Here is a 26,073-nt window from a genome sequence, read left to right as displayed (position 1 = left end):
CTCAGCGCGCGTCCTTCAACGGCTTGAGCTGCGCCTGCTGGTCACCCAGCAGCTTGTCGATCACGGGCTTGTACCAGTCGTAGGCCGCCTTCGCGGACTTCTGCCGCGTGATGATCTCGTCGATGTTGGAGGAGTCGACGACCCCGCCGGGGGAGAGGAACCAGCCGTCGGGCAGCTTGCCGTCGTTGTCCCGCACCGACTCGATGAGCATCGCCGTCGAGAGGTAGCCCTTGAGGAAGTGCTGCGGGTCGATGGTGACGAAGTTCGAGCCGTCCTCGACCGCGTCGAGGGTCTTCGGGTCGACGTCGAAGCCCGCCGTCAGCCACTTGCCGTTCTTCTCCTTCTTGATCTTCGCGAGGTTGTAGCTGTCGGCGTCACCGACACCCAGGAAGGCGAGGGCCTTCGGATGCGCGCCCACCTGCGACGACCAGGAGCTGTGGTTCTGCCCGGGATCGCTGTACGTCTGGAAGGGGCCGAGCACCTTCACGCCCGGAGCCTCCTTCCTGAACGCGTCGGCGATGCCCTTGGCCCGGTTGTCGAGCACCGGCGTCCCGGGGTTGGGCACCCCGACGACGATCTCCCCCTTCGGGTCGTCGCCGAGCCGCTTCAGCGCCTCCTTCGCCATCAACTCGCCCAGCGCGTAGTTGTCGTTGCCCACGTAGAAGGTCACCTTGCTGCCGTCGGTGGGAGAGGTGTCCAGGGCCACGATCGGGATGCCCTGGTCGACGGCGCGCGCGGCGGGGCGGGTGAAGATCGGCGGATCGAGGTTCTCCAGGACGATGCCGTCCTTGGCGCGGGCCGTGAGGTTCTGGAAGAGCTGCACCTCGGCGGGCCCGTCCGTGTTGGGCGGCCCGACGGCCTTGAAGTTCACGTCCCCCGCGTGGTCCGCGGCGCTCTCGGCTCCCAGCACCATCTCGTGGGCGAAGTTCAGGCTGATGTTGGCCACCGCGATGCCCATGTCGAGCTTGCCGCCGCCCGAGCCGCCGGGGCCGTCGTCATTGCCGCAGCCGGTGGCGGAGAGGAGGACCAGCGCGCCGAGCGCGGCGGACAGCGTACGCAATCGGGAGTGCATGACGGCCTCCAAAAAGGCTCTGAACAAACTCCGAACAAGGCTCCGAACAAGGCTCCGAACAGGGCTCCCGGCGATCCGAACAAGGCTCAGGACAAGGGGACTTCAATGTCGGCGGCGCCCGCCGCGCCGCAGCGCGCTGTCCGCCGCGACCGCGACGAGGATCACCCCGCCGGTGGCGAACGACGTCCAGTTGATGGGTACTTCGAAGAACACGAGCCCGGAGGCGACGACGGACAGGATCATCGCGCCGGCCACCGCCCCGACCACCGATCCTCGTCCGCCCGCGAGCGGGGTGCCGCCGATGATGCACGCGGCGATGGCCTGCAACTCGTAGCCCTGGCCGAGCGTGGGATCGCCGGCGCCGTAGTACGCGAGCGCGAGGACCGCCGCGCACGCCGTGGTGAGACCGGACAGCGCGAGGGCCTGAACGCGCGTACGGACGACGGGGATACCGCTGAACGCGGCGGCGTCGGGATTGGACCCGATCGCCCGCACCCGAGCCCCGAACCGGGTGCGGGCGAGCAGCACCGCGAGAGCGACCACGACCGCGAGCAACACCCAGAGCGCGAAGGGCACTCCGGCCGCGTCACCGCCCGCGAGCGTGAAGAACGAGTCGTCCAGCGGCAGATCGGTGATCTGCTTCCCGTCGGCGAGCGCCAGTCCGACGCCCCGGAACAGCATCAGCGTGCCCAGTGTCACGATGAACGACGGCAGGGCGAGCAGCGTCGTGACCAGTGCGTTGAATACCCCCAGCGCGATCCCGGTGAGCAGGACCGCCGGGACGGCCAGCCAGGGCGCGACACCCTCCCGTACGAGCAGGGCGCCGACGACCAGGCACATCGCGTAGCTGCCGCCCACCGACAGGTCGACCTCGCGCATGGCGAGCGCGAAGACCATGCCGCACGCCATCAGCGAGATGTACACGGAGTTGTGCGCGGTGGAGAGCAGGTTGTCGCTGTCGAGGAAGTCCGGGTACGGGATGCCGATGCCGGCGACGAGCAGGGCGAGGACGACCAGGACGCCTAGTTCGTCGGGCAGCAGCCGCCGGTTCCCGAGGCGGCGCGCCGGTAGCCGACCGGGCGACAGCCTGAACCACCGTCCGCCGCCGCCCTGTTCGCGGGCCCGCTCGGCGTCGTCCACGGCACGGTCGGTCTCGGTCATCGGACACGGCTCCCGAACGCCGGTGGCTGGGGGGTCGCCCCGCAGCGTCGGGCCGTCGGGCGCGCGCGGCAACACGGCCGTTCCAGCGAATGGAACAGGAGCCGGTGGTGGTCGGGTCGACTCGGGGAGCCGCCGGTCGAAGGGAGCCGCGCCGGACCCGACCACCGCGTTCCGAAGACCGGAAACGCCCCCTTGCCCACCGCCTGACGGGTCATCACACTCACCGCATGGAGACGCGGACCGCGCTGGTGACCGGAGCGGCACAGGGCCTCGGGCAGGAGTTCGCCGTCGCGCTCGCCGGACGAGGCTACCGAGTCGCCGGACTCGACCTCGTCCCGCAGACCCGGACGGCCGAACGCGTTCTGGACTACGTGGAGTTGATCGCCGACGTCACCGACGAGGCACAGGTCCACGCGGCTCTTGAGCGGGTGCTGGAACAGTTCGGCACGCTGCACGTCCTCGTCAACAACGCGGGCGTGTACCCGGAGTCGCCGTTCGAGGACATCACGCCCGAGGAGTGGCGGCGTGTCATGCGCGTCAACCTGGAGGCGCCGTTCCTGATGACCCGGGCCGTCCTGCCGTACCTGAAGGCGGCGGGCTGGGGGCGCATCGTGAACATCGCCTCGGCCGCCGTCCTCACCGCACCGCCCACGATGGTGGCGTACACCGCCTCGAAGGCGGGCCTGATCGGCTTCACCCGGGCGCTCGCCTCGGCGCTCGGCCCGTACGACATCACGGTCAACGCGATCGCGCCGAGCATGGTCCGCACCGCGACCGCCGAGCGCACGGTCGGTGCCGGCGGCGGTTTCGAGCACGTCCGCGCCCAACAGGCCGTCCCCAGAACCCAGGAGCCGTCAGACCTCGTCTCCACACTGCTGTACGTCGTCGACGAGGGCAGCGGTTTCCTGACGGGCCAGACGCTCAACGTGGCAGGCGGCTCGGCGTACTTGTGAGGGCGGGAGGCGTATGCGTGAGCGTCAGCGGTGGGCGGGTGACTCAGGACTCCTCGGTGAGCCACTCCCGCAGCTCCTCCTTCAAGGAGCGCTGAAAGGTCGTCAACAGCGCCTGCACCACGAGCGGTTGCATGTGGGCGGAGAGATCCTTCACCGCCTCGACGGACTCGCGCTCGGACACCTCGTCGCGGAACAGCAGGGACAGCTCGTGGGCCGCGGCACGCGTGTGCTTGAGCAGGACCGTGCGTGCGGCGAGGATCGTCTCGTGCGCGATCGGTACGTCGAGCAGCTGGACGCCGAGCCGCAGCAGCCCGAGGTCCACGCGGTACGTGCCCGGGGCGGCCGCCTCCCTGACGACGCTCATCGCGACGAGCCGGTCCAGGTCCTCCGCGCTCAGCGGCCGCCCCGCCCGGCGCTCCAGCTCCGCCCGGCTCACCTCCTCCGCCGAGTCCGGCGCCCAGGAGGCCACCACGGCCCGGTGGATGGCCAGGTCATGGGCGCTGAGCCCCTCCGGCAACTGCTGCAGATAGCGTTCGATGGCGGCCAGCGTCATCCCCTGGTGCTGCAGCTCCTCGATGAGCGCGAGCCGGGACAGATGCTCCTGGCTGTAGTGCCCCACCCGGCGCGGCCCGATCACGGGCGGCGGCAGCAGCCCCTTCGTGCCGTAGAACCGAACGGTCCGCACCGTGACCCCCGCCCGCGCGGCCAGCTCGTCGACCGTGAGCGTCGGCTCCTCGATGTCCGTCGCCATGACCGCTCCTTCGGATACCACATCTGCCTCACGGGTGCGGTGCAACAGTATTGCTGTCTCACCTGAGTTGTGAAAGCTCCCATCGGCGGCCGGCGCCCCCGAATGCCGAGGCCGATTGTCAGTGGCGGTCCGTACGGTTGGCGTCATGTCGGAGATCACGTACGTCCGGGGCGACGCCACCACCCCACTGGGCAAGGGCGTCAAGCTGATCGCCCATGTCTGCAACGACATCGGGGGCTGGGGCAAGGGCTTTGTCCTCGCCCTGTCGAACCGCTGGCCGGAACCGGAGGCGGCCTACCGCCGCTGGCACCGCGAACGCGCGGGCAACGACTTCGCCCTGGGCGCCACCCAGTTCGTCAAGGTCGCCCAATACGTGTGGGTGGCCAACATGATCGGCCAGCGGGGCACGAAGACCGGCAGCAAGGGCGTCCCCGTCCGGTACGAGGCGATCGACACGGCCCTCGCCCCGCTGGCCGACAAGGCCCTCGAACTCGGCGCGTCCGTCCACATGCCCCGCATCGGCTGCGGACTGGCGGGCGGCAAGTGGTCACGAGTGGAGCCACTGATAACCGAGCGACTCATAGCAAGAGGCATCCCGGTGACGGTGTACGACCACGGCGACTGAGCGAGTCCGCCCAAGGGGGGCGGGCCCCGTAAGGGGCGCGGGGCTCTGACATTTGCGGCTCCGCCGCGGGGCGCGACCAGCCCAGTACAACCCGCACCAGGCAACCCGCATCAGCGCACCCGCACCCCTCCCCGCCCCCCCAGCGGCGCGCTAGCGCTGGTCCTCGTGAACCGAGTTCGTCGCCGCGATCTTCTTCCACGACTTCGGCCGCACCAGCTCCCCCTGAGCCCGAGGCGCGATCGAGGCAGCCCGCGCCGCCGGCGCCCCCGGCTTCGACGCCTGGTACAACCACGTGTCGAACAGCGAGGCGAGCGGCTGCCCCGACACCTCCTCCGCGTACTTCACGAAGTCACCGACCGTCGCGTTCCCGTGCGCGTACTTCTTCGGCCAGCCCTTCAGAACGGCGAAGAACGCCTCGTCCCCGATCTCGTTGCGCAGCGCCTGCAACGCCAGCGCCCCGCGGTCGTACACGGCGATGTGGAACTGGTTCTCCGGCCCCGGATCCCCGGGCTTGACGGTCCAGAACGGATCGTCGGCGGCCCGCGACGCGTACACGTAGTCCGCGATCTCCTGCGCCGTCCCCTCGCCCTCGTGCTCCGACCAGAGCCACTGCGCGTACCGGGCGAAGCCCTCGTTGATCCAGATGTCCTTCCACCCGGTGACGGACACGTAGTCGCCGTACCACTGGTGGGCCAGCTCGTGCACGACCACGGACACGTTCGTCCCGCTCGCGAACTGCCGCGGGCTGTAGAACGGCCGGGTCTGCGTCTCCAGTGCGTACCCGGTGTCGGTATTGGGGACATAGCCACCCAAACCATTGAACGGATAAGGCCCGAAGTACTCGGACAGCCAGTCCGCGACCTCCCCGGTCCGCTCGACGCTGGCGCGCGCCGCCCCGTAGTTGTCGCCCAGATCCTTGCTGTAGGCGTTGACGATCGGGATGCCACTCTCCGACGTGCCGGTCGTGAGGTCGAACCTCCCGACCGCCAGTGTGGCCAGATACGTGGCCTGCGGCTTGTTCGACCGCCAGCTGTAGCGCGTCCAGCCGGCCCGTGAACTCACCGACTGGAGCGTGCCGTTGGAGATCGCCTGCGAACCGTCGGGCACGGCGACCGACACGTCGTACGTGGCCTTGTCCAGCGGATGGTCGTTGCTGGGGAACCACCACCAGGCCGCCTCGGGTTCGTTGGCCCCGACTCCGCCGTCCGGAGTGCGGTGCCAACTGGTGAACCCGTACGCCTTCTTCGAGGACGGCACCCCGCTGTAGCGCACCACGACCGTGACGGCCGCGCCCTTGGGCAGCGGGTTCTTCGGCGTGATCTCCAGCTCGTGCTCGCCCGAGGTGGCGAACGAGGCCTTCGTGCCGTTGACCCGCACCTCGCTCACATCGAGCAGGAAGTCCAGATTGAAGCGCGAGAGATCCTGCGTGGTCCTCGCCAGGAGGGTCGCGGTGCCCTCCAACTTGTCCGTCTCCGGCTGGTACTGGAGCCGGAGGTCGTAGTGGGAGACGTCGTATCCGCCGTTGCCGTAGGCCGGGTAGTAGGGGTCGCCGATGCCCGGAGCGCCAGGCGTGTAACTGGCCGCCGATGCCGGGATCGCCAGCAGGAGGGAGGCCGCGAGTGCGCCCGGGGCGATGAGTCTGCGGTGCACGTCAAGCTCCAAGTCGTAGGGGCACGAAGTCTGTTCGGAGCCTATTCATTCGCTGTGGGCCCATCGCTGTCCATGACCTCTCCTGTCACACGATCGCCATTCGGCCGACATGAGCGACGCCGTCCCACGCACCTTTCAAGCCACACCTCGGCCGAACCTCCGCACACCCCAATCGGCCCTCTTTTGCACAGGAGTTGACCGGAGTACCTTCCGCGCATGCGGACACCTGCGCGCTACAAGCGCTTCACCAACTGGAGATCGCTCGCGACGGCGGCCACAGCCGCCCTGATGGCCACGCTCCTCACCCCGGCCGCCGCCCACAGCGCCCCGCGGGAGAGCGCCCCCGTCTACTCGTACGAGAACGCGATCCGCGAATCCGTCTGGGTGGACACCAAACTGGACGGCGACAGCGACGGGAAGACCGACCGCGTCGCCGTCGACATCGTCCGCCCGCGCGAGCCCGCCCAGCAGGGCCGCAAGATCCCCGTGATCATGGATGCCAGCCCGTACTACTCCTGCTGCGGGCGCGGCAACGAGAGCCAGAAGAAGACGTACGACGCGAACGGCGACGTCGTCCAGATGCCGCTCTACTACGACAACTACTTCGTGCCGCGCGGCTACGCGTTCGTCGCCGTCGACCTGGCCGGGACCAACCGCTCCGACGGCTGCGTGGACGTCGGCGGACGCTCCGACGTCCAGTCCGCGAAGGCCGTCGTCGACTGGCTGAACGGCCGGGCCAAGGGCTACACCTCCCGCACGGGGACCACGAAGGCCAAGGCCGGCTGGACCAACGGCAAGACGGGCATGATCGGCAAGAGTTACGACGGCACCATCGCCAACGGTGTGGCCGCCACCGGAGTCGAGGGCCTGGAGACGATCGTCCCCATCGCCGCCATCTCCTCCTGGTACGACTACTACTTCGCCAAGGGCGCCCCCCTCTACGACTCCGGCCCCGAGTGGCTGTCCGACTACGTCGAGAGCCCCGACGCCCGCGCCAGGTGCGCCGCCGTCCAGCAGAAACTCGTCGACGGCGCCCCGCGCACCGGCGACTGGACGAAGCTGTGGACCGAGCGCGACTACGTGAAGGACGTCGGCAAGGTCGACGCCAGCGTCTTCGTCATCCACGGCATGCAGGACCTCAACGTCCGCCCCAAGCACTTCGGCCAGTGGTGGGACGGCCTCGCCGAGAACGGCGTCGACCGCAAGGTCTGGCTGTCCCAGACCGGTCACGTCGACCCCTTCGACTTCCGCCGCGCCGAGTGGGCCGACACACTGCACCGCTGGTTCGACCACGAACTCCTCGGCTACGACAACGGCATCGACGACGAGCCGATGGCCGACATCGAGCGCGCCCCCGACCAGTGGGTCACCTCGAACGTCTGGCCGCCGCGCGCCACCGACACCGTGAACCTGCGCCCGGGCCAGGGCGCGCAGGCGGGCGTCGGCACCCTCGGACTGCGTACCGGATCGGGCACCGAGACCTTCACCGACGATCCGCAGCAGGACGAGACCGACTGGGCCGCCCAGATCGACCAGTCCACGTCCGCCAAGGCCGGATTCACCACCAAGCCGCTGACGCGTGACGTCCGCCTGTCCGGCTCCTCCAAGGTGACCGTCACCGCCACCCCGACCACGTCGAGCGCCCATCTCTCCGCGGTCCTGGTCGACCTCGGCCCGGACACGATCCGCGACTACTCGGCCTCGGGCGAGGGCATCACCACGCTCACCGACCGCACCTGCTGGGGCCCGAGCACCACCGGCGACAGCTCCTGCTTCAAGGAGACGCGGGCCAAGACCGCGGACGTCGACTACACGGTGTTCAGCCGCGGTTGGGCCGACCTCGGCAACCACGCCTCCGACGCCAAGGGCGAGCCGCTCACCCCGGGCAAGCGCTACACCATCACCCTCGACCTGCACGCGAGCGACCACGTCGTCCCGGCCGGACACCGCCTGGCGCTGATCGTCGCCGGCACCGACGAGGGCCTCATCGACCCGCCGTCCAGCACGCCGACCCTCGCTCTCGACCTCGCGCGCACGAAGGCCAGTGTGCCGCTCGTCGGAGGCGCCGCCGCCTTCGCGCGCGCCACCTCGGGATCCTCGTACGTCACCCCCGACGCCACCCTCGACGGCATCGGCGAGCCGCGCGCCACGCAGCGCGTACCCGGAGGCACCCACTGATGACATCCCGCCGCACAGGAATACTCGCCCTGACGGTGGCGGTGCTCACCGCACCCCTCCTGACGGTGCCCGCCCACGCCGCCCAGACCCCGCCCCGTACCGGATTCGAGCAGACCGACGGCGCACGCTGGACCACCCAGCCCGAGGAGCGGGACTTCCTCGCCGCCGTCGACAGGGCGAGCGACCGCGTGTCGATCAGCCGGATCGGCACGACGAAACAGGACCGCCCGCTCCGCCTCGTACGCATCGGCAACAGCCACGCGGCCAACACCGTCCTGCTGGTGTGCAGCCAGCACGGCGACGAGCCGTCCGGGCGCGAGGCCTGTCTCACGACGGTCCGCGACCTCGCGTACGCGAAGGACTCCGCCACGCGGAAGTTCCTCGACCGCACCACGCTGCTCGTCGTGCCCACCGCCAACCCGGACGGCCGGGCCGCCGACACCCGCGGCAACAGCGACGGCGTCGACATCAACCGCGACCACCTCGCGCTCCAGACGGCCGAGGGCCGCGCCATGGCCGCCGTCGTCCGCGACCGCAAGCCCGACGTGATCTACGACCTGCACGAGTACGGGGCCACACCCCCGTACTACGACAAGGACCTCTTCGACCTCTGGCCGCGCAACCTCAACACCGACGCGGCCGTGCACGACGAGGGGCAGACCCTGTCGGGGGCGTACGTACGCCCCGCAGCCCAGGCGGAGGGGTACTCGACCGGCACGTACGGAATCTGGACCGACCCCGTGACCGGCGACCCGATCCGGCAGGTCGCGGGCGACGGACAGGAGCGGATCCTGCGGAACATGTCCGGCGTCAAACACGGTGTCGGGCTGCTCATCGAGAGCCGCGTCGACCCCCTCACGGACGCCGAGAAGGCCGACGAGGCGCTCAACAACCGGCGCCGCGTCCACTCCCAACTGGCGGCGCTGGACGGGCTGTTCGAGTTCACGGGCGAACGGCGCACCCGTATCGAGGCGGCCACGACTACGGCCCGGCTGGCCGGTTACCGGGACACAGGCCCGGTCTACGTCGGCGGCGCCGACAACGACCCGGCCGAGCCGTCCGAGATCATCGCGGACCCGCCCTGCGCCTACCGGCTGACGGCGGACCAGTACGCGGACGTCAAGGACGAACTCGCCCTGCACGGGGTCGGTACGCGGCAGGACGCCGAAGGCGCCTTCGTCCCGCTGCGCCAGTCCCTGCGCGCTCTCGTCCCGCTGCTCCTGGACGAGCGCGCTCCGTACCACCTCACGGTCGGGGAGCCCGACACCGACTGCTGAGGCGGTTGAGATCTGTAGCACCTGTGGTAGGTCGTAGGGCATAGCGAGGAAATGGCTTACCCACGGTTTCCAGGGGAAGGTGCCGCAGATGACTGAAGACCTGTACAAGAGGGGAGGCCGGGAAGGTCCTTCGGACATTCCCGGCGGCCCCGGTCAGCACACCGACCGGGTGGTGTTCGGCGTCACCGCCGCCATCACCGTGGCCTTCGTGATCTGGGGATCGGTCGGCACCGACTCCCTGAAGAGCGCCTCCGACAAGATGCTCAGCGGCCTGATGCACAACGGCGGCTGGGCCTTCATGCTGGCCGCCTCGGGTTTTGTGGTCTTCGCGCTGTGGCTCGCGATCAGCCGGTACGGCAGGATCCACCTCGGCGCGGAGGGCGAGGAGCCCGAGTTCAAGACCGTGTCCTGGGTCGCGATGATGTTCAGCGCCGGTATGGGCATCGGCCTGATGTTCTACGGCGTGAGCGAGCCGCTCTCCCACTACACGACCCCGCCACCGGGAACCGACCCCGCGGACTCCGCGGAACGCATGCAGACGTCGATGGCCACCACCCTCTTCCACTGGACGCTGCACCCCTGGGCGATCTACGCGGTGGTCGGTCTCGCCATCGCCTACAGCACCTTCCGCAAGCGCCGCCGCCAGACGATCAGCGCGGTCTTCACCCCGCTCATCGGGGAGAAGCACGCGAACGGCGGCGTCGGCCGGGCCATCGACATCCTCGCGATCATCGCCACCGTCTTCGGCTCCGCGGCCTCGCTGGGCCTCGGCGCCCTCCAGATCGGCTCCGGGTTCACCGAGCTGGACTGGATGGACAAGGTGAGCGACGGTCTGCTCGTCGTGATCATCGCCGTTCTGACGGTGGCGTTTGTCGCCTCGGCCATCTCGGGCATCGAGAAGGGCATCCAGTGGCTGTCCAACATCAACATGGTGCTCGCCCTGGTGCTCGCCGTCTTCGTGTTCATCGCGGGCCCGACGGTCATCGTCCTCGACCTGCTGCCCACCTCGGTCTTCTCCTACCTCGGTGACCTGCCGCAGCTGGCCGGCCGCACCGAGGCCAGCACCGGCGAGGGCGTCGCGGACTGGCTCGGCAGCTGGACCGTCTTCTACTGGGCGTGGTGGATCTCCTGGACGCCCTTCGTCGGCATGTTCATCGCGCGCATCAGCCGCGGCCGCACCATCCGGCAGTTCGTCGGCGGCGTCATCCTCGTGCCCAGCACCGTCAGTCTCGTCTGGTTCGCGATCTTCGGCGGTACGGCGATGAAGCTGAAGGAGGGCGGCGCGCTCGGTGGCGAGTCGACCCCCGAGGGCCAGCTCTTCGGCGTCCTGCAGGAGTTCCCCATCGCGACCGCGACCAGCCTGCTCGTGATGATCCTCGTCGGGATCTTCTTCGTCTCCGGCGCCGACGCCGCGTCCATCGTGATGGGCACGCTCTCCCAGAAGGGCGCCCTCGAACCCGGCCGGTTCGTCGTGGTGTTCTGGGGCGTGGTGACCGGAGCCGTCGCCGCCATCATGCTGCTCGTCGGCACCGAGGGCAACGCGCTCCAAGGCCTCCAGAACCTCACGATCCTGGCCGCCGCGCCCTTCGTCCTCGTGATGATCGGCATGTGCATCTCCCTCATGCGCGACCTGCGCAGGGACCCCGTCATCGTGCGCCACGAAATGGGCTCCGAGGCCGTCTCGCTCGCCGTGATCGAAGGCCACAAGAAGTACGACGGCGACTTCGAGATCAGGGTCGGGCCGGGCGCGGGCACAGAAACGGAGGGCGACCCTCTGGGCCACGACCACGGCTGAGGCCTCAGGGCTTGGGTCTTGGGGCTGAGGCCTCGGCGAGGTCGTCCGGGGGCGAGGCCTTCGTCTTTCAGGGGCGCGGGGAACTGCGCGACCAGCCACGACGCACCCGCGGCCAACAAACAACCCTCACCACGGGGCGCCCTGCGAAGGGCGCCCCGCCGGGCGCTCAGCCGAAGGCGAGCCCGGCAGCCACCCGCGCACACCCCCAAGCCACCGTGACCCCCGCCCCACCATGCCCGTAGTTGTGCACCAACACCCCACCCCCGGCCCGGACTTGCCGCTCCAACCGCACCGCCGGCCGCACCGGCCGCAACCCGACCCGGTGGTCCAGCACCCGCGCCCCCGCCACCGCGGGCCGCAACCGCGCACACCGCTCCACGATCCGCGCGGCCACCGCCGGATCAGGTGTCAGCGACCACTCGTCCTCGTCGGTCGTCCCACCCAGGACCAACCGGTCCGGCTGGGGAAAGAGATAGGTGGTCGTCCCGGCGACGGCATCCGTCGAGACGAGCCAGCTGCGCACACCGGGGTTCTCCACGATCACGAGCTGCCCCCGCACGGGCCGAACCGCGGTATCCGGTACGAGCTTCCGGGCACCCAACCCCGTGCAGTTGACGACGACCGGCGCCGCGGCCTCCGCCTCGGCGAGATCCGTCACGGCACGCACCTCGACCGATCCGCCCGCCCGCAGGAACCGCTCGCGCAGCCACCGCAGCTGCACCGGCATGTCGATCAACGGCAGCCGGGCCCACAGCCCGGTACCCGCGTACTCCTCGGGCGTGGACGCCCGAAGCCCCGGCAGCCGAGCGGCGGCCCACGGCCCCTGCTCGTCCAGCCGCGACCCACCCAATACGCCCTCGACCATGCGTACGCCCGTCTCGTCGGGCCGCGCCGCCAACTCCTCGTACACGGAAAGTGACTCCAGGGCCCATGCGCGGGCGAGCTCCAGCGGTTTGACGTTGTACGGCCACCACAGCGCGCCCGCAACCGCCGAGGTGGTTCCCTCGGCGGGCTCCCGCGTCCAGACCCGCACCCGCCTGCCGCTCTCGGCCAGAACGACGGCCGTCGTGAGTCCTATGACCCCGCTGCCGACCACGATCACGTCACCGCTTCGATCCCTCGTCACGCGGGGACGGTAGCGGAATGTGTCATGCCGTGCTCAGACAGCGCTCACTCTGGGGATACTCACAGCATGTCTGCCGAGTACGCGACCTTCGGCCTGGCACCGGCGATGCGTGCCGGTGGAGTCCTTGCCAACGGTGACTACCAAGCGCACCGGGATTTCGTCGACTTCATCGTCGACGGCCGCCCGCTGCTGTACCAGCTCTCCGACCTCGACGCCGTGTCCCCCCTCGCCTCCGACGTACCGCCCGCGATCTTCACCGCACAGGTACGCAGTCTCCTCCTGGAAGCCGACGCCCCGCTGGAGGGCGGCCGGTACGTCATCTACGGCTGCCCCGAGTGCGAGGACCTCGGGTGCGGTGCCGTGACCGCCGCGATCGAACGGCACGGCGACGACTACGTATGGCGCGACTTCGCCTGGCAGACCGACGAACACGCGGATCTGGAGCGGAACGGCTATCACGGCATCGGCCCGTTCCTCTTCCACGGCGAGGAGTACCGCGCCGCCCTGGGCTCGCTGCTCACCGGCACCGCGGGCGAGCGCCGCAGGGTCCTGCTCATCGGCGCCAGGGCAGCCGTCCTGGCCAAACTCGCCGCCGCCCTGCGCATCATCGGCATCGGTGCCGAGACCGCGCAGGACGCCACCGACATCTCCGCCGACGAACTGCGCACGTACGGCGCCGTCGCCTTCGGCCGCGCGGTCACCGAGCAGGAACGTGCCGCCGTACGGCAGTCCTTCGAGCACGCGGGCGCCGACGTCGCGTACGTCGAGGGACTGGCCCCGATCGTCCCGCTCCTGGTCGCCCAGATAGAGAACGCCCTGGACCGCAGCCCCCGGGAACAGCGCCGTCTGACCCGGCTGGTCGCCGCCGACGGTGAGGCGGGCGTCGAGGTCACCTCCACCTGCAGGGTCCAGCTGACCGCGTACCGCCTCGACCGCCTCTACCGCACGCACATGTACGAGGTCTTCGACGGCGTCCTGGAAGCGGGCCGCCACCGGCTCGCCCTGGACGCGAAGGCCACGAAGGGAGAGTCGTTCATCGTGGCGCGTACATCGGGAGGCGTGCTGGTGGAGGCGATGGTGCGCTGAGTTCCCGGGGCGCGCAGGGAGCCCCCGACATCCGTGCGCAGGGAGCCCCGACACCGGCGGGCCGCCCCTCGACATGGGCACGCCGGGAGCTCGCGACATCGGCACGCCGGGAGCCCGCGATGCCGCCGCGCCGGGACCGGGGCAGCGGCACACCGGCGCCGGGACGTCGGCGTGCGCGAAAACCGAGGGCGGTCGTGCGTGGCCGGGCGATTAGGATCGCCCTCTGATGACTGCCACCCTCGTCGCCAAGAACCTCGCCGCCGGCCACGGCGACCGCTCGCTCTTCTCCGGGCTCGACCTCGTCGTCGCGCCCGGCGACGTGATCGGTCTCGTCGGTGCCAACGGCGCGGGCAAGTCCACCCTCCTGCGGATGCTCGCCGGGCTGCTCACACCCGAGGAGGGCGAGCTGCGGCTCTCCCCGCCGACCGCGACCGTCGGCCATCTGCCGCAGGAGCCGGAGCGCAGGACCGGCGAGACCGTCCGGGACTTCCTGGCACGCCGCACGGGCGTCACCGAGGCCCAGCGACTGATGGACGAGGCCACGCAGGCGCTCGTCGACGGGGCACCGGGCGCGGACGACGCGTACTCGACGAGCCTGGAGCGCTGGCTCGACCTCGGCGGCGCCGACCTCGACGAGCGGGCCGAGGAGGTCGCCGACTCGCTCGGCCTCGCCGTCGGCCTTGACCACCCGATGACCGCCCTCTCCGGCGGCCAGGCGGCCCGCGCCGGACTCGCCTCCCTCCTCCTCTCCCGCTACGACGTGTTCCTGCTCGACGAGCCGACCAACGACCTCGACCTGGACGGCCTGGAGCGCCTCGAACGCTTCGTCTCCGGCCTGCGCGCCGGCACGGTCGTCGTCAGCCACGACCGCGAGTTCCTCACCCGCACGGTCACCAAGGTCCTCGAACTCGACCTCGTCCAGCAGCAGATCAAGCTGTACGGCGGCGGCTACGAGGCCTATCTGGAGGAGCGGGACGTCGCCCGTCGGCACGCCCGCGACGACTTCGAGGAGTACGCCGACAAGCGGACCGCGCTCGAAGGGCGGGCGCAGATGCAGCGCTCCTGGATGGACAAGGGCGTCAAGAACGCCCGGCGCAAGGCGAACAACGACAACGACAAGATCGGCCGCAAGTTCCGGAGCGAGGCCAGCGAGAAGCAGGCCGCGAAGGCCCGGCAGACCCAGCGCATGATCGAGCGGCTCGATGTGGTGGACGAGCCGCGCAAGGAGTGGGAACTGCGGATGGAGATCGCGGCCGCCCCGCGGTCCGGTGCCGTGGTCGCCACTCTGCGGGACGCCGAGGTCCGGCGGGGCGACTTCGACTTCGGCCCGGCCACGCTTCAGATCGACTGGGCGGACCGGGTCGCCGTCACCGGCGCGAACGGCGCGGGCAAGTCGACCCTGCTCGGGGCGCTGCTCGGCCGGGTGCCCCTGGACGCAGGCCACGCCACCCTCGGCTCGGGCGTGATCGTCGGCGAGGTCGACCAGGCCCGCAAGCTGTTCCACGGCCCGGAGGCACTCATCGACGCCTTCTCCGCGGCCGTGCCCGACACCGAGCCCGCCGAACTCCGCACCCTGCTGGCCAAGTTCGGCCTCAAGGCGGAGCACGTCCTGCGCCCGGCCGCCACGCTCTCCCCGGGCGAGCGCACCCGCTCCGCCCTGGCCCTCCTCCAGGGCCGGGGCGTCAACCTTCTGGTCCTCGACGAGCCGACGAACCACCTCGACCTACCGGCCATCGAACAGCTGGAGTCGGCCCTCGACTCGTACGAGGGCACGCTGCTCCTGGTCACCCACGACCGCAGAATGCTGGACGCGGTCCGGACGACCCGCCGCCTGGAGGTGGCGGCGGGCAAGGTGACGGAGCGCTAGAGCGCCCCGAAGGGGCGCGGGGCGTGACATCCGCGGCTCCGCCGCGGGGCGCGACCAGTCACGATCCACCCGTAGTTCCGCCACGCGCCCCCAGTGATCAGCGCTTGCCCTTCTTCGGGTCGGCGAGCCCTGCGCGCCGCAGTGCGTCGGCCATCGCGCTGTTGGCTGGCGGAGGCGCCTGACGGGAACCCCCGCCACTGCCACCACCGGCACGGCCGCCCCCCTGCCGCTGCTGCCCCCGCTGCTGAGGAGGTCGCCCACCCCGCTGAGGCCGGTCCTGCCGCCCCTCGCCGGAGGCCGCCGCCTCGTCGTCCAGCCGCAGCGTCAACGAGATCCGCTTGCGCGGGATGTCGACCTCAAGGACCTTCACCTTGACGATGTCACCGGACTTCACCACGTCCCGCGGGTCCTTGACGAACGTCTTGGACATCGCGGAGACGTGCACCAGACCGTCCTGGTGGACGCCGACGTCCACGAAGGCACCGAAGGCGGCCACATTCGTCACGACCCCTTCGAGAACCATCCCGGGGGCCAGGTCGGAGATCTTCTCCACGCCGTCCTTGAAGGTGGCCGTCTTGAAGGCGGGCCGCGGGTCGCGCCCCGGCTTCTCCAACTCCTTGAGGATGTCGGTCACGGTCGGCAGGCCGAACGTCTCGTCCACGAAGTCGTCCGGCCTCAGCGACCGCAGGACACTCGTGTTGCCGACCAGCGAGGCGACCTCGCTGCCCGCCGTCTTCACCATCCGCCGCACCACGGGATACGCCTCGGGGTGCACGCTCGACGCGTCCAGCGGGTCGTCACCGCCACGGATCCGCAGGAAGCCCGCGCACTGCTCGTACGCCTTGGGGCCGAGCCGTGCCACGTTCTTCAGCGCCGTACGCGAGGTGAAGGGGCCGTTCGTGTCGCGGTGCGCCACGATGTTCTCGGCGAGTCCGGAGGTGATGCCGGAGACGCGGGAGAGCAGCGGGGCCGAGGCGGTGTTCACGTCCACGCCCACGCCGTTCACACAGTCCTCCACGACCGCGTCGAGGGAGCGGGAGAGCTTCACCTCGGACAGGTCGTGCTGGTACTGGCCGACGCCGATCGACTTCGGGTCGATCTTGACCAGCTCGGCGAGCGGGTCCTGGAGGCGGCGGGCGATGGAGACGGCGCCGCGCAGCGACACGTCCATGCCGGGCAGCTCCGCCGAGGCGAACGCCGACGCCGAGTACACGGACGCGCCGGCCTCCGACACCATCACCTTCGTGAGCTTCAACTCCGGGTGCTTGGCGATGAGTTCACCGGCGAGCTTGTCGGTCTCGCGGGACGCGGTGCCGTTGCCGATGGAGATCAGCTCGACCGCGTGCTCCTTGGCGAGCCGGGCGAGCTTGGCAATGGCCTCGTCCCACTTGTTCGCCGGGACGTGCGGGTGGATGACGTCCGTGGCGACGACCTTGCCGGTCGCGTCGACCACGGCCACCTTCACACCCGTACGGAAACCCGGGTCGAGGCCCAGCGTCGCGCGTGTGCCTGCCGGGGCGGCGAGCAGCAGGTCGCGGAGGTTCGCCGCGAAGACGTTGACCGCCTCGTCCTCGGCGGCCGTCCGCAGCCGCATCCGCATGTCGATGCCGAGGTGCACGAGCAGCCGGGTGCGCCAGGCCCAACGGACCGTGTCCGTCAGCCACTTGTCGGCGGGACGGCCACGCTCGGCGATCCCGAACCGGTGGGCGACGATCCCCTCGTACGAGGACGGGCCGGGCTGTTCGGAGGGCTCCTCGGGCTCCAGGACGAGGTCCAGGACCTCCTCCTTCTCGCCGCGCAGCATGGCGAGGATCCGGTGCGAGGGCAGGTCGGTGAAGGGCTCGGCGAAGTCGAAGTAGTCGGCGAACTTGGCGCCCGCCTCCTCCTTGCCGTCCTTCACCTTGGCGGCCAGCCGGCCCCGCACCCACATGCGCTCGCGCAGCTCGCCGATCAGGTCGGCGTCCTCCGAGAACCGCTCGGTGAGGATCGCGCGGGCGCCGTCCAGGGCGGCCTGCGGGTCGGCGACGCCCTTGTCGGCGTCCACGAAGGCCAGGGCCGCGGCGAGCGGGTCGACGGACGGGTCGCCGAGCAGCCCCTCGGCCAGCGGCTCGAGGCCCGCCTCACGGGCGATCTGCGCCTTCGTGCGCCGCTTCGGCTTGAACGGCAGGTAGATGTCCTCCAGCCGCGCCTTGGTCTCGGCGCCACGGATCTGCGCCTCCAGCTCGGCGGTGAGCTTGCCCTGCTCGCGCACCGAGTCGAGGATCGCCGTGCGCCGCTCCTCCAGCTCCCGCAGATAGCGCAGCCGTTCCTCGAGCGTGCGCAGCTGCGCGTCGTCGAGCATCTCGGTCGCTTCCTTGCGGTAGCGGGCGATGAAGGGCACCGTCGACCCGCCGTCGAGCAAGTCGACGGCGGCCTTGACCTGCCGCTCCCGTACGCCGAGTTCCTCGGCGATCCTGCCTTCGATGGACCCTACGAGGGGTGTCGTCACGATCCCGTACCGCCTTCTTGACTGGGGTTGCGCGGCAATTGTGGCAGGTGGCACCGACAACGGGGGATCAGGGCGGCGAACAGGGTCTCGACACGGCGGCGGACATGCGGGGAGCCGGACACGCCCGTGGCGTCTCCGGCTCCGGTGGCAGTCGGCGGTCAGGCCCTGCGACCCCGCCCGCCGCGTGTCGACTGGGAGGCGCCGCCGAACAGCCGGGCCAGGGCCCGGAACGGCAGCGTCACAACCGTGGCGATGGCCCCACCGATCTGCCGCAGCACGTCTGCGATGGCACGGAACACGTCTTTCCCCTTTCCTCTCCCGGCCGGCACGACCGGGGAAGGACCGAGTACCTCGTTACGGGGTTCCGAATCCCGGCCGGGCGAGCGCCACCCCGAAGCCACGCGCGCGTGCCCGACGACAGACACCCTCCGCCGCGACCCCGCCGCGCTCAGTTCTTGCCGATCATGCCCTCCGGGAACGCCCCCGCGGCCATCGCCGCCATGAGCAGCCCCGTGGCCAACTCGGTGAGGCGTTCGACGCCCGGGGCGCCCAGGTGCTCGTACGGGGCCGCGTCGAGGCGGTCCGTCCGCGTCTCGATCTCCTTGCGCAAGGCGACCCCCGCCTCCGTCAACTCGCCCTCGGCGTTCAGCAGTCCGCGCCCCCTGAGACGGCTCACCGCCGCGTCCCAGTCCTCGCGGGCCCAGCCGCGCGTGGCGAGGACCCACCTCGGGGCCATCCCCTTGCCGGTCGCGGTGTGGCTCACCAGCGCCTCCAGGGGGTCGAGTTCCGCGTCGAGCAGCGCCGCGAGATGTCCGTCGCCGCGGTGCTCGCGCAGCAGGGTGGCCGCGTGCCACAGCGCGAGGTGCGGCTCACCGGGGACCGGCAGATCAGCGTGCGCGGCGTACAGCGGGCGGGCGGTACGGGTGCACGCCTCGGCCGCGCGCAGCGCGAGTTCGGCCGCCTCGGCGACCTCCTTGGCGGCGAGCATCTCGTCCCCGAGCAGCCGGCGCAGCGTCGCGTCCACGGCACGCGCGCGTGCCGCGAGCACCACCTCCGGAGAGGCGGTCTGCCACACCTCGGGTACGTGCCGCGCGACCAGGTCGTGGCGGAAGTTGTAGAACGTCGCCGTCACCGTGCCCGCGCCCACCGGCCCCATGGCCGCGGCCCGCACCGCGAAGTACGCCGCCCTGGGGTCCGTGACACCGACCCCGGCCAGCTGCTCCGCGAGATCGGGCGAGAAGTAGTGGGTCGAGTGCAGGGGATTGAGGACGTTGTGACACCGGCGTCCGGCGCGCTCCGGCAGGGCTGTGGTCATGCCCGGCACGTTACCGACTGGTTGGTACGTACGGAATGGCGGGGCGGCGATCGGGTCGGCCGTCCAGGGTCTCCGCATGGCTCCATGGCAGGAAAGGTGGGGTACTCGTCATTGCGGACATCCCGCCGCCCGCGAAGAATCGAGCCCATGGCGTTCCGAACCGTCCTCGTCGTCCTCTTCGACGGCGTCCAGAGCCTCGACGTCACGGGTCCCGTGGAGGTCTTCACCGGCGCCGACACCTTCGCCGGTGAGCCCGGAGAGACGTACCGCATCCACACCGCCTCCCTGGACGGCGCTCCCGTACGCACCTCCAGTGGCCTGACCGTCGTCCCGGACCACGCCCTGGCCGAGGCCCCGGCGCCGCACACCCTGCTCGTTCCGGGAGGCAGGGGCACACGCGGTCCCGATCCACGCGTGATCGACTGGCTGCGTGAGCACGGCCCGCGCGCCGACCGCCTGGTCTCCGTCTGCACCGGCGCGATCCTGCTCGCCGAGGCGGGCCTCCTGGACGGCCGCCGCGTGACCACCCACTGGGCGTACTGCGACCGGCTTGCCCGGGACCACCCGGCCATCGAGGTCGACCCGGACCCCATCTACGTACGCGACGGCCATGTGGCCACCTCGGCCGGTGTCACCGCCGGCATCGACCTGGCCCTCGCGCTGGTCGAGGAGGACCTCGGCCGGGACGCCGCGCTCAGCGTCGCCCGGTATCTCGTCGTCTTCCTCCGGCGCCCGGGGAACCAGGCCCAGTTCAGTGCCCAGCTCTCCGCGCAGACGGCCCGCCGCGAACCGCTCCGAGAGGTCCAGCACTGGATCACCGAGCACCCGGGCGACGACCTGTGCGTCGAGTCGCTCGCGGCCCGCGCCCGCCTGTCGCCCCGCCACTTCGCCCGCGCCTTCCAGTCCGAGACGGGCGTGACCCCGGGCCGCTACGTCGACACCGTCCGCCTCGAACACGCCCGCCGCCTCCTGGAGGACACCACGGATGGCATCGAACAGATCGCCCGGGCCAGCGGCTACGGCACCCCGGAGGCCATGCGCCGGGCGTTCGTCAGAACCCTGGGCTCGGCTCCGGCGGAGTACCGCCGCCGTTTCCGACCGGCGCCGACTCCGTGATGTGGACACCGGGCCCACAGGCGCCCCTTCAGGGGCGCGGGGAACTGCGCAACCAGCCACACACGACCCGCACGGAACGCACAGACCTCCGCACCTCAGGAAATCGAAAGGCACCCATGCAGATCGCCATCGTCCTCTTCGACCGCTTCACCGCCCTCGACGCAGTGGGCCCCTACGAAACCCTGGGCCGCCTCCCCGACTCGCAGACGGTCTTCGTCGCCGAGCAGACGGGACCCGTCCGCACGGACACCGGCAACCTGGCCATCACCGCCGACAAGACCCTCGCCGAGGTCACGAACCCGGACATCGTCGTGGTCCCCGGTGGCCCCGGCCAGACCCCGCAGATGGACAACGAGGCGCTCCTCGACTGGCTGCGCGCGGCGGACACCACGAGCACCTGGACGACATCCGTGTGCACCGGTTCACTGCTGCTCGCGGCGGCCGGACTCCTGGAGGGCCGCCGTGCTACCTCCCACTGGCTGGCCCTCGACCACCTGAAGAACTTCGGCGCCGAGCCGACCGGCGAGCGGGTCGTGACCGACGGCAAGTACGTCACGGCGGCCGGCGTCTCGTCCGGCATCGACATGGGACTCACGCTGCTCGGCAGGATCGCGGGCGACGAACAGGCCCAGGCGGTACAGCTGTTGACGGAGTACGACCCGCAGCCGCCCTACGACGCCGGCTCACCGCAGAAGGCCCCGGCCCATCTCGTCGAGCGGTTCCGTTCGGGCAGCCGCTTCAACGTGGCGTAGGCGGGGGCCCGGACGCGGGCGTGGTCCAGGTGAAGTCGGGCGGCCGGCGCTCCAGGAAGGCGGCGACCCCTTCCGCGGTGTCGCCACCGTCGCGCGCCTGCCGTGCCCAGTAGGCGTCCCGGTCCGTACGCCCGTCGGCGAACTCCTTCGCCGCGGCCTGCGTCAACTGCGAACGCGAGACGAGGATCCGGCTGAACTCCGCGACCCGCTTGTCGAGTTCGCCGCCGGGCAGCACCTCGTCCACCAGGCCGGTACGCAGCGCACGCTCCCCGTCGATCAACTCGCCCGAGAACAACAGGTACTTGGCGGTAGCGGGCCCCACGAGTGACACCAACCGCCGGGTGGAGGAGGCCGCGTAGACGATTCCCAGCTTCGCCGGAGTGATCCCGAACGACGCCTCCTCGTCCGCGAACCGCAGATCGCACGCCGCCGCGAGCTGACACCCACCACCCACGCAGTAGCCGCGTACGGCGGCGAGCGTCGGCCTGGCGAACGCGGCGAGCGCCTCCTCGGCCCGTACGGCCAGCCCCTGTGCCTCGCCCGACGAACCCCGCAGCGAGGAGATGTCGGCCCCTGCACAGAACGTCCCGCCCTCACCGGTGAGCACGAGCACACGTACGGCGGAGTCGGCGGCCAGTGTGTCGAGGAGCGGCGGCAGCGCCCGCCACATGTCCGCGGTCATGGCGTTGCGCTTCGCCGGATGGTGGATGACGACGGTGGCGACCCCGTCGGCGACGCTGTGCAGCAGCTGCGGCTCCATGGGCCGGATGCTATCCGCCCTCGTCGAACGCACGATCAAGCAGGCCTCGAGATCACGCTGCGCCGCCCGGAGCAAACCCGTACAACCCGAAGAGTTCCGGATTCGGCACAAGACGGACAGGACCGGTCTCACAGCTGACGGTGTCATGCGCAGGTGATCAGAAATCGCCGATACTCGCTGACTTCTGTTCAGTTATCCGGTACGGACCAGCGCGTTACCAACACTCGACGTGTGGTGACAATCGAGCGCAAGGGCGGCGACCGGACGATGGACGACCAGGGGCGGGGGTCCGGCCCACGCCCCGAAGGCGACGGGGAGGCGCTCCCCGATGTCAGACCGCCGGGCCCGCTGCCGTACGAGGGGGTGTGGCGGTTCACCGCTCCCGCCGTCGACTCCTCGGTACCGCAGGCGCGGCACGCCGTCCGGGACCTGCTGGCCCGCCAGGGCGTACCCGTCTCGGACGAGCTGGTCCAGGGGCTCCTGCTGATCGTTTCGGAGCTGGTCACCAACGCGGTCCGGCACGCGGCACTGCTCTCCCCGATGCTCGCCGTGGAGATCGCCGTCGGCGCCGAGTGGGTGCGCGTCTCCGTCGAGGACAACCACCCCTACCGCCCGACCGCCCTGGAGGCCGACCACGGCCAGACCGGCGGCCGCGGCCTCCTCCTGGTCCGCGAGGTCACGAGAGAAGCAGGCGGAGTCTGCGACGTGGAACACACGGCAACAGGCGGCAAGGTGATCTGGTCGGCGCTGCCACTCGCACCCGCGCCCCTTTAGGGGCGCGGGGAACTGCGCAACCAGCCACACGGGCCCGCAGCCACTTCAGATGCGGGCGGTCACCAACCTGCGGCGGCCCCGGTCAACTCCCGAATCGCCGGCCGGGCCGAATCCAGCACAGTCATGAACCACGCGGAGAACGGATCCTCCGCATGCCGCTCCACAAGCTCCCCCGCGGTCACGAACGCCGTGGATCCCACCTCCTCGGGATCCGGCCGCACAGCAGACTGCACCATCCCCACGAACAGGTGATTGAACTCCTGCTCCACCAGTCCCGACTCCGGATCGGGGTGGTTGTACCGCACCGTCCCCGCCTCGGCGAGCAGCGACGGCGAGACCCCCAGCTCCTCGTACGTCCGCCGCGCGGCCGCCGCGAAGGGTGCCTCGCCGGGATACGGATGACCGCAGCACGTGTTGGACCAGACACCGGGGGAGTGGTACTTGCCGAGAGCCCGCTGCTGGAGCAGCAGCCGGCCCCGCTCGTCGAAGAGGAAGACGGAGAACGCCCGGTGCAGCTGCCCGGGCGGCTGATGGGCCGTGAGCTTCTCCGCCGTGCCGATCGTGGTGCCGTCCTCGTCTACCAGTTCGAGCAAGATGGCTTCGGCGGTGCCGTTCGACGAACTGTGCGTCGCGGTGGCAGGTGTGATCGGCATACCCATCCTTCGCATCGGTCTTCAAGCCCCAAGTCTGCCGTACGAAACCGGCACTCCCGGCATCACGCGGAGTCCCGCATGTCCGGTTCCGCCCCTCGGCCGAACCGGGCATCGCGGCCGGCGCCGGTCGGACGCCGAAAGCGGCCGGACACCTGATCGTGCCCGGCGCCACCGGGGCGGAACCGTCCGGTCAGGCGCCACCACTGCTGCCTCCGGTACCTGGAATCCGGGCCGGATGCCGTAACCCGAAGTCGGTACGCAGTGCTCCCCGACCGCCCTCGCACGCGCGTGTCGCCTCCGTCACCGGACGTACGCCCGCCCGTCCCCGCAGCTCAGTGGCAGAGACGCAGCTCGTGCGCCGCATGCCCGTCGGGCTCCAGCTGGAAGGTGCAGTGCTCCACGTCGAAGTGGTCGCCGAGGCAGGTCCGCAGCTCGTGCAGCATCTTCTCGTGGCCGATGGTGTCGAGGGCCTCGGCTCCGACGACCACGTGCGCGGAGAGCACCGGCAGCCCCGAGGTGATCGTCCAGGCATGCAGATCGTGGACGCCCTCGACACCCGGCAGCGCACGGATGTGCGAGCGCACCGCAGCCATGTCGACGTCGTCGGGCGCCGCCTCCAGGAGCACGTTCAGGGTCTCCCGCAGCAGCTTCCACGTACGAGGAACGATCATCAGGCCGATGACGATCGAGGCGACCGGGTCGGCGGCCTGCCAGCCCGTGGTCAGGACCAGGACGGCGGAGACCAGCACCGCCAGCGAGCCCAGCGCGTCCGCGGCGACCTCCAGGAACGCGCCGCGCACGTTCAGACTCTCCTTCTGCCCGCGCATCAGCAGCGACAGCGAGATCATGTTCGCGACCAGACCGATCAGGCCGAACGCGGCGGTCAGACCGCCCTCGGTCTCCGCCGGGGTCACGAAGCGCTGGATCGCCTCGTACAGGACGTACCCGCCCGCCCCGAGCAGCAGCAGACAGTTCGCGAGCGCGGCGAGGATCTCGGCGCGCGCGTAGCCGAACGTGCGGTTCCCGCTCGGCGGGCGGCCCGCGAAGTGGATCGCGAGCAGCGCCATGGCGAGGCCGAGCGCGTCCGTCGCCATGTGTGCCGCGTCCGCGACGAGCGCGAGCGAGTTCGCGACGATCCCGCCGACGATCTCGACCACCATGACGGTGAGCGTGATCCACAGCGCGACGCGCAGCCTCCCGCGGTACGCCGCTGCCGCCGTGCCCCCACCCCCGCCGGCGGCGCCGTGCGCATGCCCGTGACTGTGACCGGCCCCCATGAGAACCACCCTCCGAAATCGCCCCGACGCCCTGTCGGCGATCTCCAGTGAACTACGGGTGGGGGGTATGTGCAACGCGGTACTGAACACCGTTGTCATATGCTCTGACCTGCGGAAACGCTCCGCAGGTCAGAGCGGGGACCGGAACGGACGGGGCGTCCTCCGGCGGGCTGCCCGGCGGGTCATCCGGGGTGGTGCAGCCGCCAGCCCTCCCAGGCCGACTCGACCATCTCGCGCACCCCGCGGCGCGCGGTCCACTCCAGCTTCTCGGCGGCCAGCGCGGCCGAGGCGACCGCGCGCGGGGCGTCGCCCGGCCGGCGCGGCTCGACGAGCGCCGGACGGCTGTCACCGGTGACCTCGCCGATGAGCGTCACGAGCTCGCGTACCGAAACCCCTTCGCCGCGGCCGATGTTGACCGTCAGATCGCCCTGATCACCCGGATCGCCCTCGCCGCCCGCCGAGGTCAGCCGCCGGGCCGCCGCGAGATGTGCCTCGGCGAGGTCGGCGACGTGGATGTAGTCCCGTACGCACGTGCCGTCCGGCGTCGGATAGTCGTCGCCGAAGATCCGCGGGGCCTCGTCGCGTGTGAGCCGGTCGAAGACCATCGGGACCACGTTGAAGACGCCGGTGTCCGCCAGTTCGGGCGTGGCAGCGCCCGCCACGTTGAAGTAGCGCAGACACACCGTCGCGATGCCGTGCGCGCGCCCCGCCGCCCGCACCAGCCACTCACCTGCGAGCTTCGTCTCGCCGTAGGGGTTCACCGGGACACAGGGAGTGTCCTCCGTGATGAGATCCACATCCGGGTTGCCGTAGACGGCGGCGGAGGAGGAGAAGAGGAAGCGCTCGATGCCCGCCCCGGCGACCGCCTCCAGGAGCGTGGCGAGTCCTCCGACGTTCTCCTGGTAGTAGCGCGTGGGCTGGGCCACGGACTCGCCGACCTGCTTGCGCGCGGCCAGGTGCACCACACCCGTCACCGCGTGCTCGGCGAACACCCGCTTCAGCAGCTCCCCGTCCAGCGACGAACCCTGGACCAGAGGAATGTCGTCGGGCAGCCGCGCGGGGACGCCGGCCGAGAGGTCGTCCAGCGCGACCACGCGCTCCCCGGCCCCGGTCATGGCACGCACCACGTGTGCCCCGATGTATCCAGCTCCGCCTGTGATCAGCCATGTCATGGACGCCAACCCTATGCCGGTCCCACGCGCCCGGATCGGTGCGCGGGCATGAGGAGGGGCAAGCGACGACAAGAACCATGACGGGAGCTATGCCATGAATTGCGGTGGAATCAGCCGTGGTTTGTGGGCCGGGGCCCGGATCCCCGATGATGATCGCGGCGGACGCGGCACAGCAGACCCTGTTGATCGGGCCGTGAACGGCCGGTGAACGGTCCGTTCCCATCA

22 protein-coding genes are annotated in these 26,073 nt (G+C 70.7%); 10 read left to right on the top strand and 12 right to left on the bottom strand.

Translation table 11 applies throughout. From position 1 onward, the window contains the following. Position 1: 1 nt before the first annotated feature. Together ACZ5VQ_RS08445 and ACZ5VQ_RS08440 are read right to left on the bottom strand one after the other, a co-directional pair. Complete coding sequence (locus tag ACZ5VQ_RS08445) at positions 2-1,072, bottom strand: sugar ABC transporter substrate-binding protein (protein WP_469104230.1); 1,071 nt, start codon at positions 1,070-1,072, stop codon at positions 2-4. Between the two features lie 102 nt (positions 1,073-1,174). Further along, complete coding sequence (locus ACZ5VQ_RS08440) at positions 1,175-2,233, bottom strand: ABC transporter permease (protein WP_469104229.1); 1,059 nt, start codon at positions 2,231-2,233, stop codon at positions 1,175-1,177. A gap of 227 nt (positions 2,234-2,460) precedes the next feature. Here ACZ5VQ_RS08440 and ACZ5VQ_RS08435 point away from each other — a divergent pair, with 227 nt between their 5' ends. Continuing rightward, positions 2,461-3,186, top strand: a complete 726-nt coding sequence (locus ACZ5VQ_RS08435) for an SDR family NAD(P)-dependent oxidoreductase (protein WP_189839564.1) — start codon at positions 2,461-2,463, stop codon at positions 3,184-3,186. A gap of 43 nt (positions 3,187-3,229) precedes the next feature. Here ACZ5VQ_RS08435 and ACZ5VQ_RS08430 read toward each other — a convergent pair whose 3' ends face one another. After that, the gene (locus ACZ5VQ_RS08430) at positions 3,230-3,937 is read right to left on the bottom strand and encodes a MerR family transcriptional regulator (protein WP_362073188.1); all 708 of its coding nucleotides are present in this window, start codon (positions 3,935-3,937) and stop codon (positions 3,230-3,232) included. A 145-nt stretch (positions 3,938-4,082) separates the two neighbouring features. Between ACZ5VQ_RS08430 and ACZ5VQ_RS08425 the strand changes: the two genes are divergently transcribed. Then, a complete protein-coding gene (locus ACZ5VQ_RS08425; RefSeq protein ID WP_469104228.1) occupies positions 4,083-4,562 on the top strand; it encodes a macro domain-containing protein in 480 nt (159 codons plus the stop codon). A 150-nt stretch (positions 4,563-4,712) separates the two neighbouring features. Here ACZ5VQ_RS08425 and ACZ5VQ_RS08420 read toward each other — a convergent pair whose 3' ends face one another. After that, complete coding sequence (locus tag ACZ5VQ_RS08420; protein WP_469104227.1) at positions 4,713-6,212, bottom strand: M1 family metallopeptidase; 1,500 nt, start codon at positions 6,210-6,212, stop codon at positions 4,713-4,715. A 216-nt stretch (positions 6,213-6,428) separates the two neighbouring features. Here ACZ5VQ_RS08420 and ACZ5VQ_RS08415 point away from each other — a divergent pair, with 216 nt between their 5' ends. The 3 genes from ACZ5VQ_RS08415 (at position 6,429) to ACZ5VQ_RS08405 (ending at position 11,462) form a co-directional block, all read left to right on the top strand. Continuing rightward, the gene (locus ACZ5VQ_RS08415; protein ID WP_469104226.1) at positions 6,429-8,390 is read left to right on the top strand and encodes a Xaa-Pro dipeptidyl-peptidase; all 1,962 of its coding nucleotides are present in this window, start codon (positions 6,429-6,431) and stop codon (positions 8,388-8,390) included. Continuing rightward, a complete protein-coding gene (locus tag ACZ5VQ_RS08410; protein WP_469104225.1) occupies positions 8,390-9,667 on the top strand; it encodes a M14 family metallopeptidase in 1,278 nt (425 codons plus the stop codon). Before ACZ5VQ_RS08415 ends, ACZ5VQ_RS08410 begins: the two co-directional genes overlap by 1 nt. An 88-nt stretch (positions 9,668-9,755) precedes the next feature. Then, positions 9,756-11,462 (top strand): BCCT family transporter, encoded by a 1,707-nt coding sequence (locus ACZ5VQ_RS08405; protein WP_469104224.1) that lies wholly within the window; start codon positions 9,756-9,758, stop codon positions 11,460-11,462. A 166-nt stretch (positions 11,463-11,628) separates the two neighbouring features. Here the strand turns inward: ACZ5VQ_RS08405 and ACZ5VQ_RS08400 are convergent, their stop codons facing one another. Then, a complete protein-coding gene (locus tag ACZ5VQ_RS08400) occupies positions 11,629-12,588 on the bottom strand; it encodes an FAD-dependent oxidoreductase (protein ID WP_469104223.1) in 960 nt (319 codons plus the stop codon). 66 nt (positions 12,589-12,654) lie between these two features. On the opposite strand from ACZ5VQ_RS08400, the gene ACZ5VQ_RS08395 reads away from it, so the two are divergent. Together ACZ5VQ_RS08395 and ACZ5VQ_RS08390 are read left to right on the top strand one after the other, a co-directional pair. After that, positions 12,655-13,674, top strand: a complete 1,020-nt coding sequence (locus ACZ5VQ_RS08395) for an oxidoreductase (RefSeq protein ID WP_469104222.1) — start codon at positions 12,655-12,657, stop codon at positions 13,672-13,674. Positions 13,675-13,900: 226 nt separating this feature from the next. Beyond that, the gene (locus ACZ5VQ_RS08390) at positions 13,901-15,541 is read left to right on the top strand and encodes an ABC-F family ATP-binding cassette domain-containing protein (RefSeq protein WP_469104221.1); all 1,641 of its coding nucleotides are present in this window, start codon (positions 13,901-13,903) and stop codon (positions 15,539-15,541) included. Between the two features lie 97 nt (positions 15,542-15,638). Here the strand turns inward: ACZ5VQ_RS08390 and ACZ5VQ_RS08385 are convergent, their stop codons facing one another. From ACZ5VQ_RS08385 to ACZ5VQ_RS08375, 3 genes are all read right to left on the bottom strand, one after another. After that, positions 15,639-18,029, bottom strand: coding sequence for a Tex family protein (locus ACZ5VQ_RS08385; protein ID WP_469104220.1), 2,391 nt, complete (start codon positions 18,027-18,029; stop codon positions 15,639-15,641). Between the two features lie 158 nt (positions 18,030-18,187). Next, positions 18,188-18,328 (bottom strand): LPFR motif small protein, encoded by a 141-nt coding sequence (locus ACZ5VQ_RS08380; RefSeq protein WP_189839553.1) that lies wholly within the window; start codon positions 18,326-18,328, stop codon positions 18,188-18,190. 149 nt (positions 18,329-18,477) lie between these two features. Further along, on the bottom strand, positions 18,478-19,344 hold the full coding sequence (locus tag ACZ5VQ_RS08375; protein ID WP_469104219.1) for an SCO6745 family protein: 867 nt from the start codon (positions 19,342-19,344) through the stop codon (positions 18,478-18,480). A 147-nt stretch (positions 19,345-19,491) separates the two neighbouring features. Between ACZ5VQ_RS08375 and ACZ5VQ_RS08370 the strand changes: the two genes are divergently transcribed. Together ACZ5VQ_RS08370 and ACZ5VQ_RS08365 are read left to right on the top strand one after the other, a co-directional pair. Further along, positions 19,492-20,460 carry a GlxA family transcriptional regulator gene (locus tag ACZ5VQ_RS08370; protein WP_469104218.1) on the top strand — a complete coding sequence of 323 codons (969 nt, stop codon included), beginning with the start codon at positions 19,492-19,494 and terminating at the stop codon, positions 20,458-20,460. A gap of 116 nt (positions 20,461-20,576) precedes the next feature. Continuing rightward, positions 20,577-21,212, top strand: coding sequence for a DJ-1/PfpI family protein (locus tag ACZ5VQ_RS08365; protein ID WP_469104217.1), 636 nt, complete (start codon positions 20,577-20,579; stop codon positions 21,210-21,212). Here the strand turns inward: ACZ5VQ_RS08365 and ACZ5VQ_RS08360 are convergent. Next, the gene (locus tag ACZ5VQ_RS08360) at positions 21,199-21,972 is read right to left on the bottom strand and encodes an enoyl-CoA hydratase/isomerase family protein (RefSeq protein WP_469104216.1); all 774 of its coding nucleotides are present in this window, start codon (positions 21,970-21,972) and stop codon (positions 21,199-21,201) included. The genes ACZ5VQ_RS08365 and ACZ5VQ_RS08360 overlap by 14 nt on opposite strands. A gap of 267 nt (positions 21,973-22,239) precedes the next feature. On the opposite strand from ACZ5VQ_RS08360, the gene ACZ5VQ_RS08355 reads away from it, so the two are divergent. Next, positions 22,240-22,746, top strand: coding sequence for an ATP-binding protein (locus tag ACZ5VQ_RS08355; RefSeq protein WP_469104577.1), 507 nt, complete (start codon positions 22,240-22,242; stop codon positions 22,744-22,746). A 59-nt stretch (positions 22,747-22,805) separates the two neighbouring features. Here ACZ5VQ_RS08355 and idi read toward each other — a convergent pair whose 3' ends face one another. The 3 genes from idi to galE all read right to left on the bottom strand — a co-directional run bounded on the left by idi (position 22,806) and on the right by galE (position 25,848). Further along, the gene (idi, locus tag ACZ5VQ_RS08350) at positions 22,806-23,399 is read right to left on the bottom strand and encodes an isopentenyl-diphosphate Delta-isomerase (protein WP_362073147.1); all 594 of its coding nucleotides are present in this window, start codon (positions 23,397-23,399) and stop codon (positions 22,806-22,808) included. A gap of 332 nt (positions 23,400-23,731) precedes the next feature. Next, positions 23,732-24,676 (bottom strand): cation diffusion facilitator family transporter, encoded by a 945-nt coding sequence (locus tag ACZ5VQ_RS08345; protein WP_469104215.1) that lies wholly within the window; start codon positions 24,674-24,676, stop codon positions 23,732-23,734. Positions 24,677-24,858: 182 nt separating this feature from the next. Further along, a complete protein-coding gene (galE, locus tag ACZ5VQ_RS08340) occupies positions 24,859-25,848 on the bottom strand; it encodes a UDP-glucose 4-epimerase GalE (protein WP_469104214.1) in 990 nt (329 codons plus the stop codon). Between the last annotated feature and the right edge of the window lie 225 nt (positions 25,849-26,073).

This window comes from Streptomyces sp. NPDC033178 (assembly GCF_055577685.1).
This window is presented reverse-complemented; position numbering and strand designations above follow the sequence as displayed.

Excerpts from the sequence above, each read along its gene's own strand:
- ACZ5VQ_RS08415 (WP_469104226.1), top strand. The coding sequence starts at position 6,429 with ATGCGGACACCTGCGCGCTACAAGCGCTTCACCAACTGGAGATCGCTC.
- ACZ5VQ_RS08345 (WP_469104215.1), bottom strand. The coding sequence starts at position 24,676 with ATGGGGGCCGGTCACAGTCACGGGCATGCGCACGGCGCCGCCGGCGGG.
- ACZ5VQ_RS08435 (WP_189839564.1), top strand. The coding sequence starts at position 2,461 with ATGGAGACGCGGACCGCGCTGGTGACCGGAGCGGCACAGGGCCTCGGG.
- ACZ5VQ_RS08390 (WP_469104221.1), top strand. The coding sequence starts at position 13,901 with ATGACTGCCACCCTCGTCGCCAAGAACCTCGCCGCCGGCCACGGCGAC.
- ACZ5VQ_RS08360 (WP_469104216.1), bottom strand. The coding sequence starts at position 21,972 with ATGGAGCCGCAGCTGCTGCACAGCGTCGCCGACGGGGTCGCCACCGTC.
- ACZ5VQ_RS08355 (WP_469104577.1), top strand. The coding sequence starts at position 22,240 with ATGGACGACCAGGGGCGGGGGTCCGGCCCACGCCCCGAAGGCGACGGG.
- ACZ5VQ_RS08395 (WP_469104222.1), top strand. The coding sequence starts at position 12,655 with ATGTCTGCCGAGTACGCGACCTTCGGCCTGGCACCGGCGATGCGTGCC.
- ACZ5VQ_RS08405 (WP_469104224.1), top strand. The coding sequence starts at position 9,756 with ATGACTGAAGACCTGTACAAGAGGGGAGGCCGGGAAGGTCCTTCGGAC.
- ACZ5VQ_RS08375 (WP_469104219.1), bottom strand. The coding sequence starts at position 19,344 with ATGACCACAGCCCTGCCGGAGCGCGCCGGACGCCGGTGTCACAACGTC.
- ACZ5VQ_RS08430 (WP_362073188.1), bottom strand. The coding sequence starts at position 3,937 with ATGGCGACGGACATCGAGGAGCCGACGCTCACGGTCGACGAGCTGGCC.
- ACZ5VQ_RS08440 (WP_469104229.1), bottom strand. The coding sequence starts at position 2,233 with ATGACCGAGACCGACCGTGCCGTGGACGACGCCGAGCGGGCCCGCGAA.
- idi (WP_362073147.1), bottom strand. The coding sequence starts at position 23,399 with ATGCCGATCACACCTGCCACCGCGACGCACAGTTCGTCGAACGGCACC.
- ACZ5VQ_RS08425 (WP_469104228.1), top strand. The coding sequence starts at position 4,083 with ATGTCGGAGATCACGTACGTCCGGGGCGACGCCACCACCCCACTGGGC.
- ACZ5VQ_RS08370 (WP_469104218.1), top strand. The coding sequence starts at position 19,492 with ATGGCGTTCCGAACCGTCCTCGTCGTCCTCTTCGACGGCGTCCAGAGC.
- ACZ5VQ_RS08365 (WP_469104217.1), top strand. The coding sequence starts at position 20,577 with ATGCAGATCGCCATCGTCCTCTTCGACCGCTTCACCGCCCTCGACGCA.
- galE (WP_469104214.1), bottom strand. The coding sequence starts at position 25,848 with ATGACATGGCTGATCACAGGCGGAGCTGGATACATCGGGGCACACGTG.
- ACZ5VQ_RS08445 (WP_469104230.1), bottom strand. The coding sequence starts at position 1,072 with ATGCACTCCCGATTGCGTACGCTGTCCGCCGCGCTCGGCGCGCTGGTC.
- ACZ5VQ_RS08410 (WP_469104225.1), top strand. The coding sequence starts at position 8,390 with ATGACATCCCGCCGCACAGGAATACTCGCCCTGACGGTGGCGGTGCTC.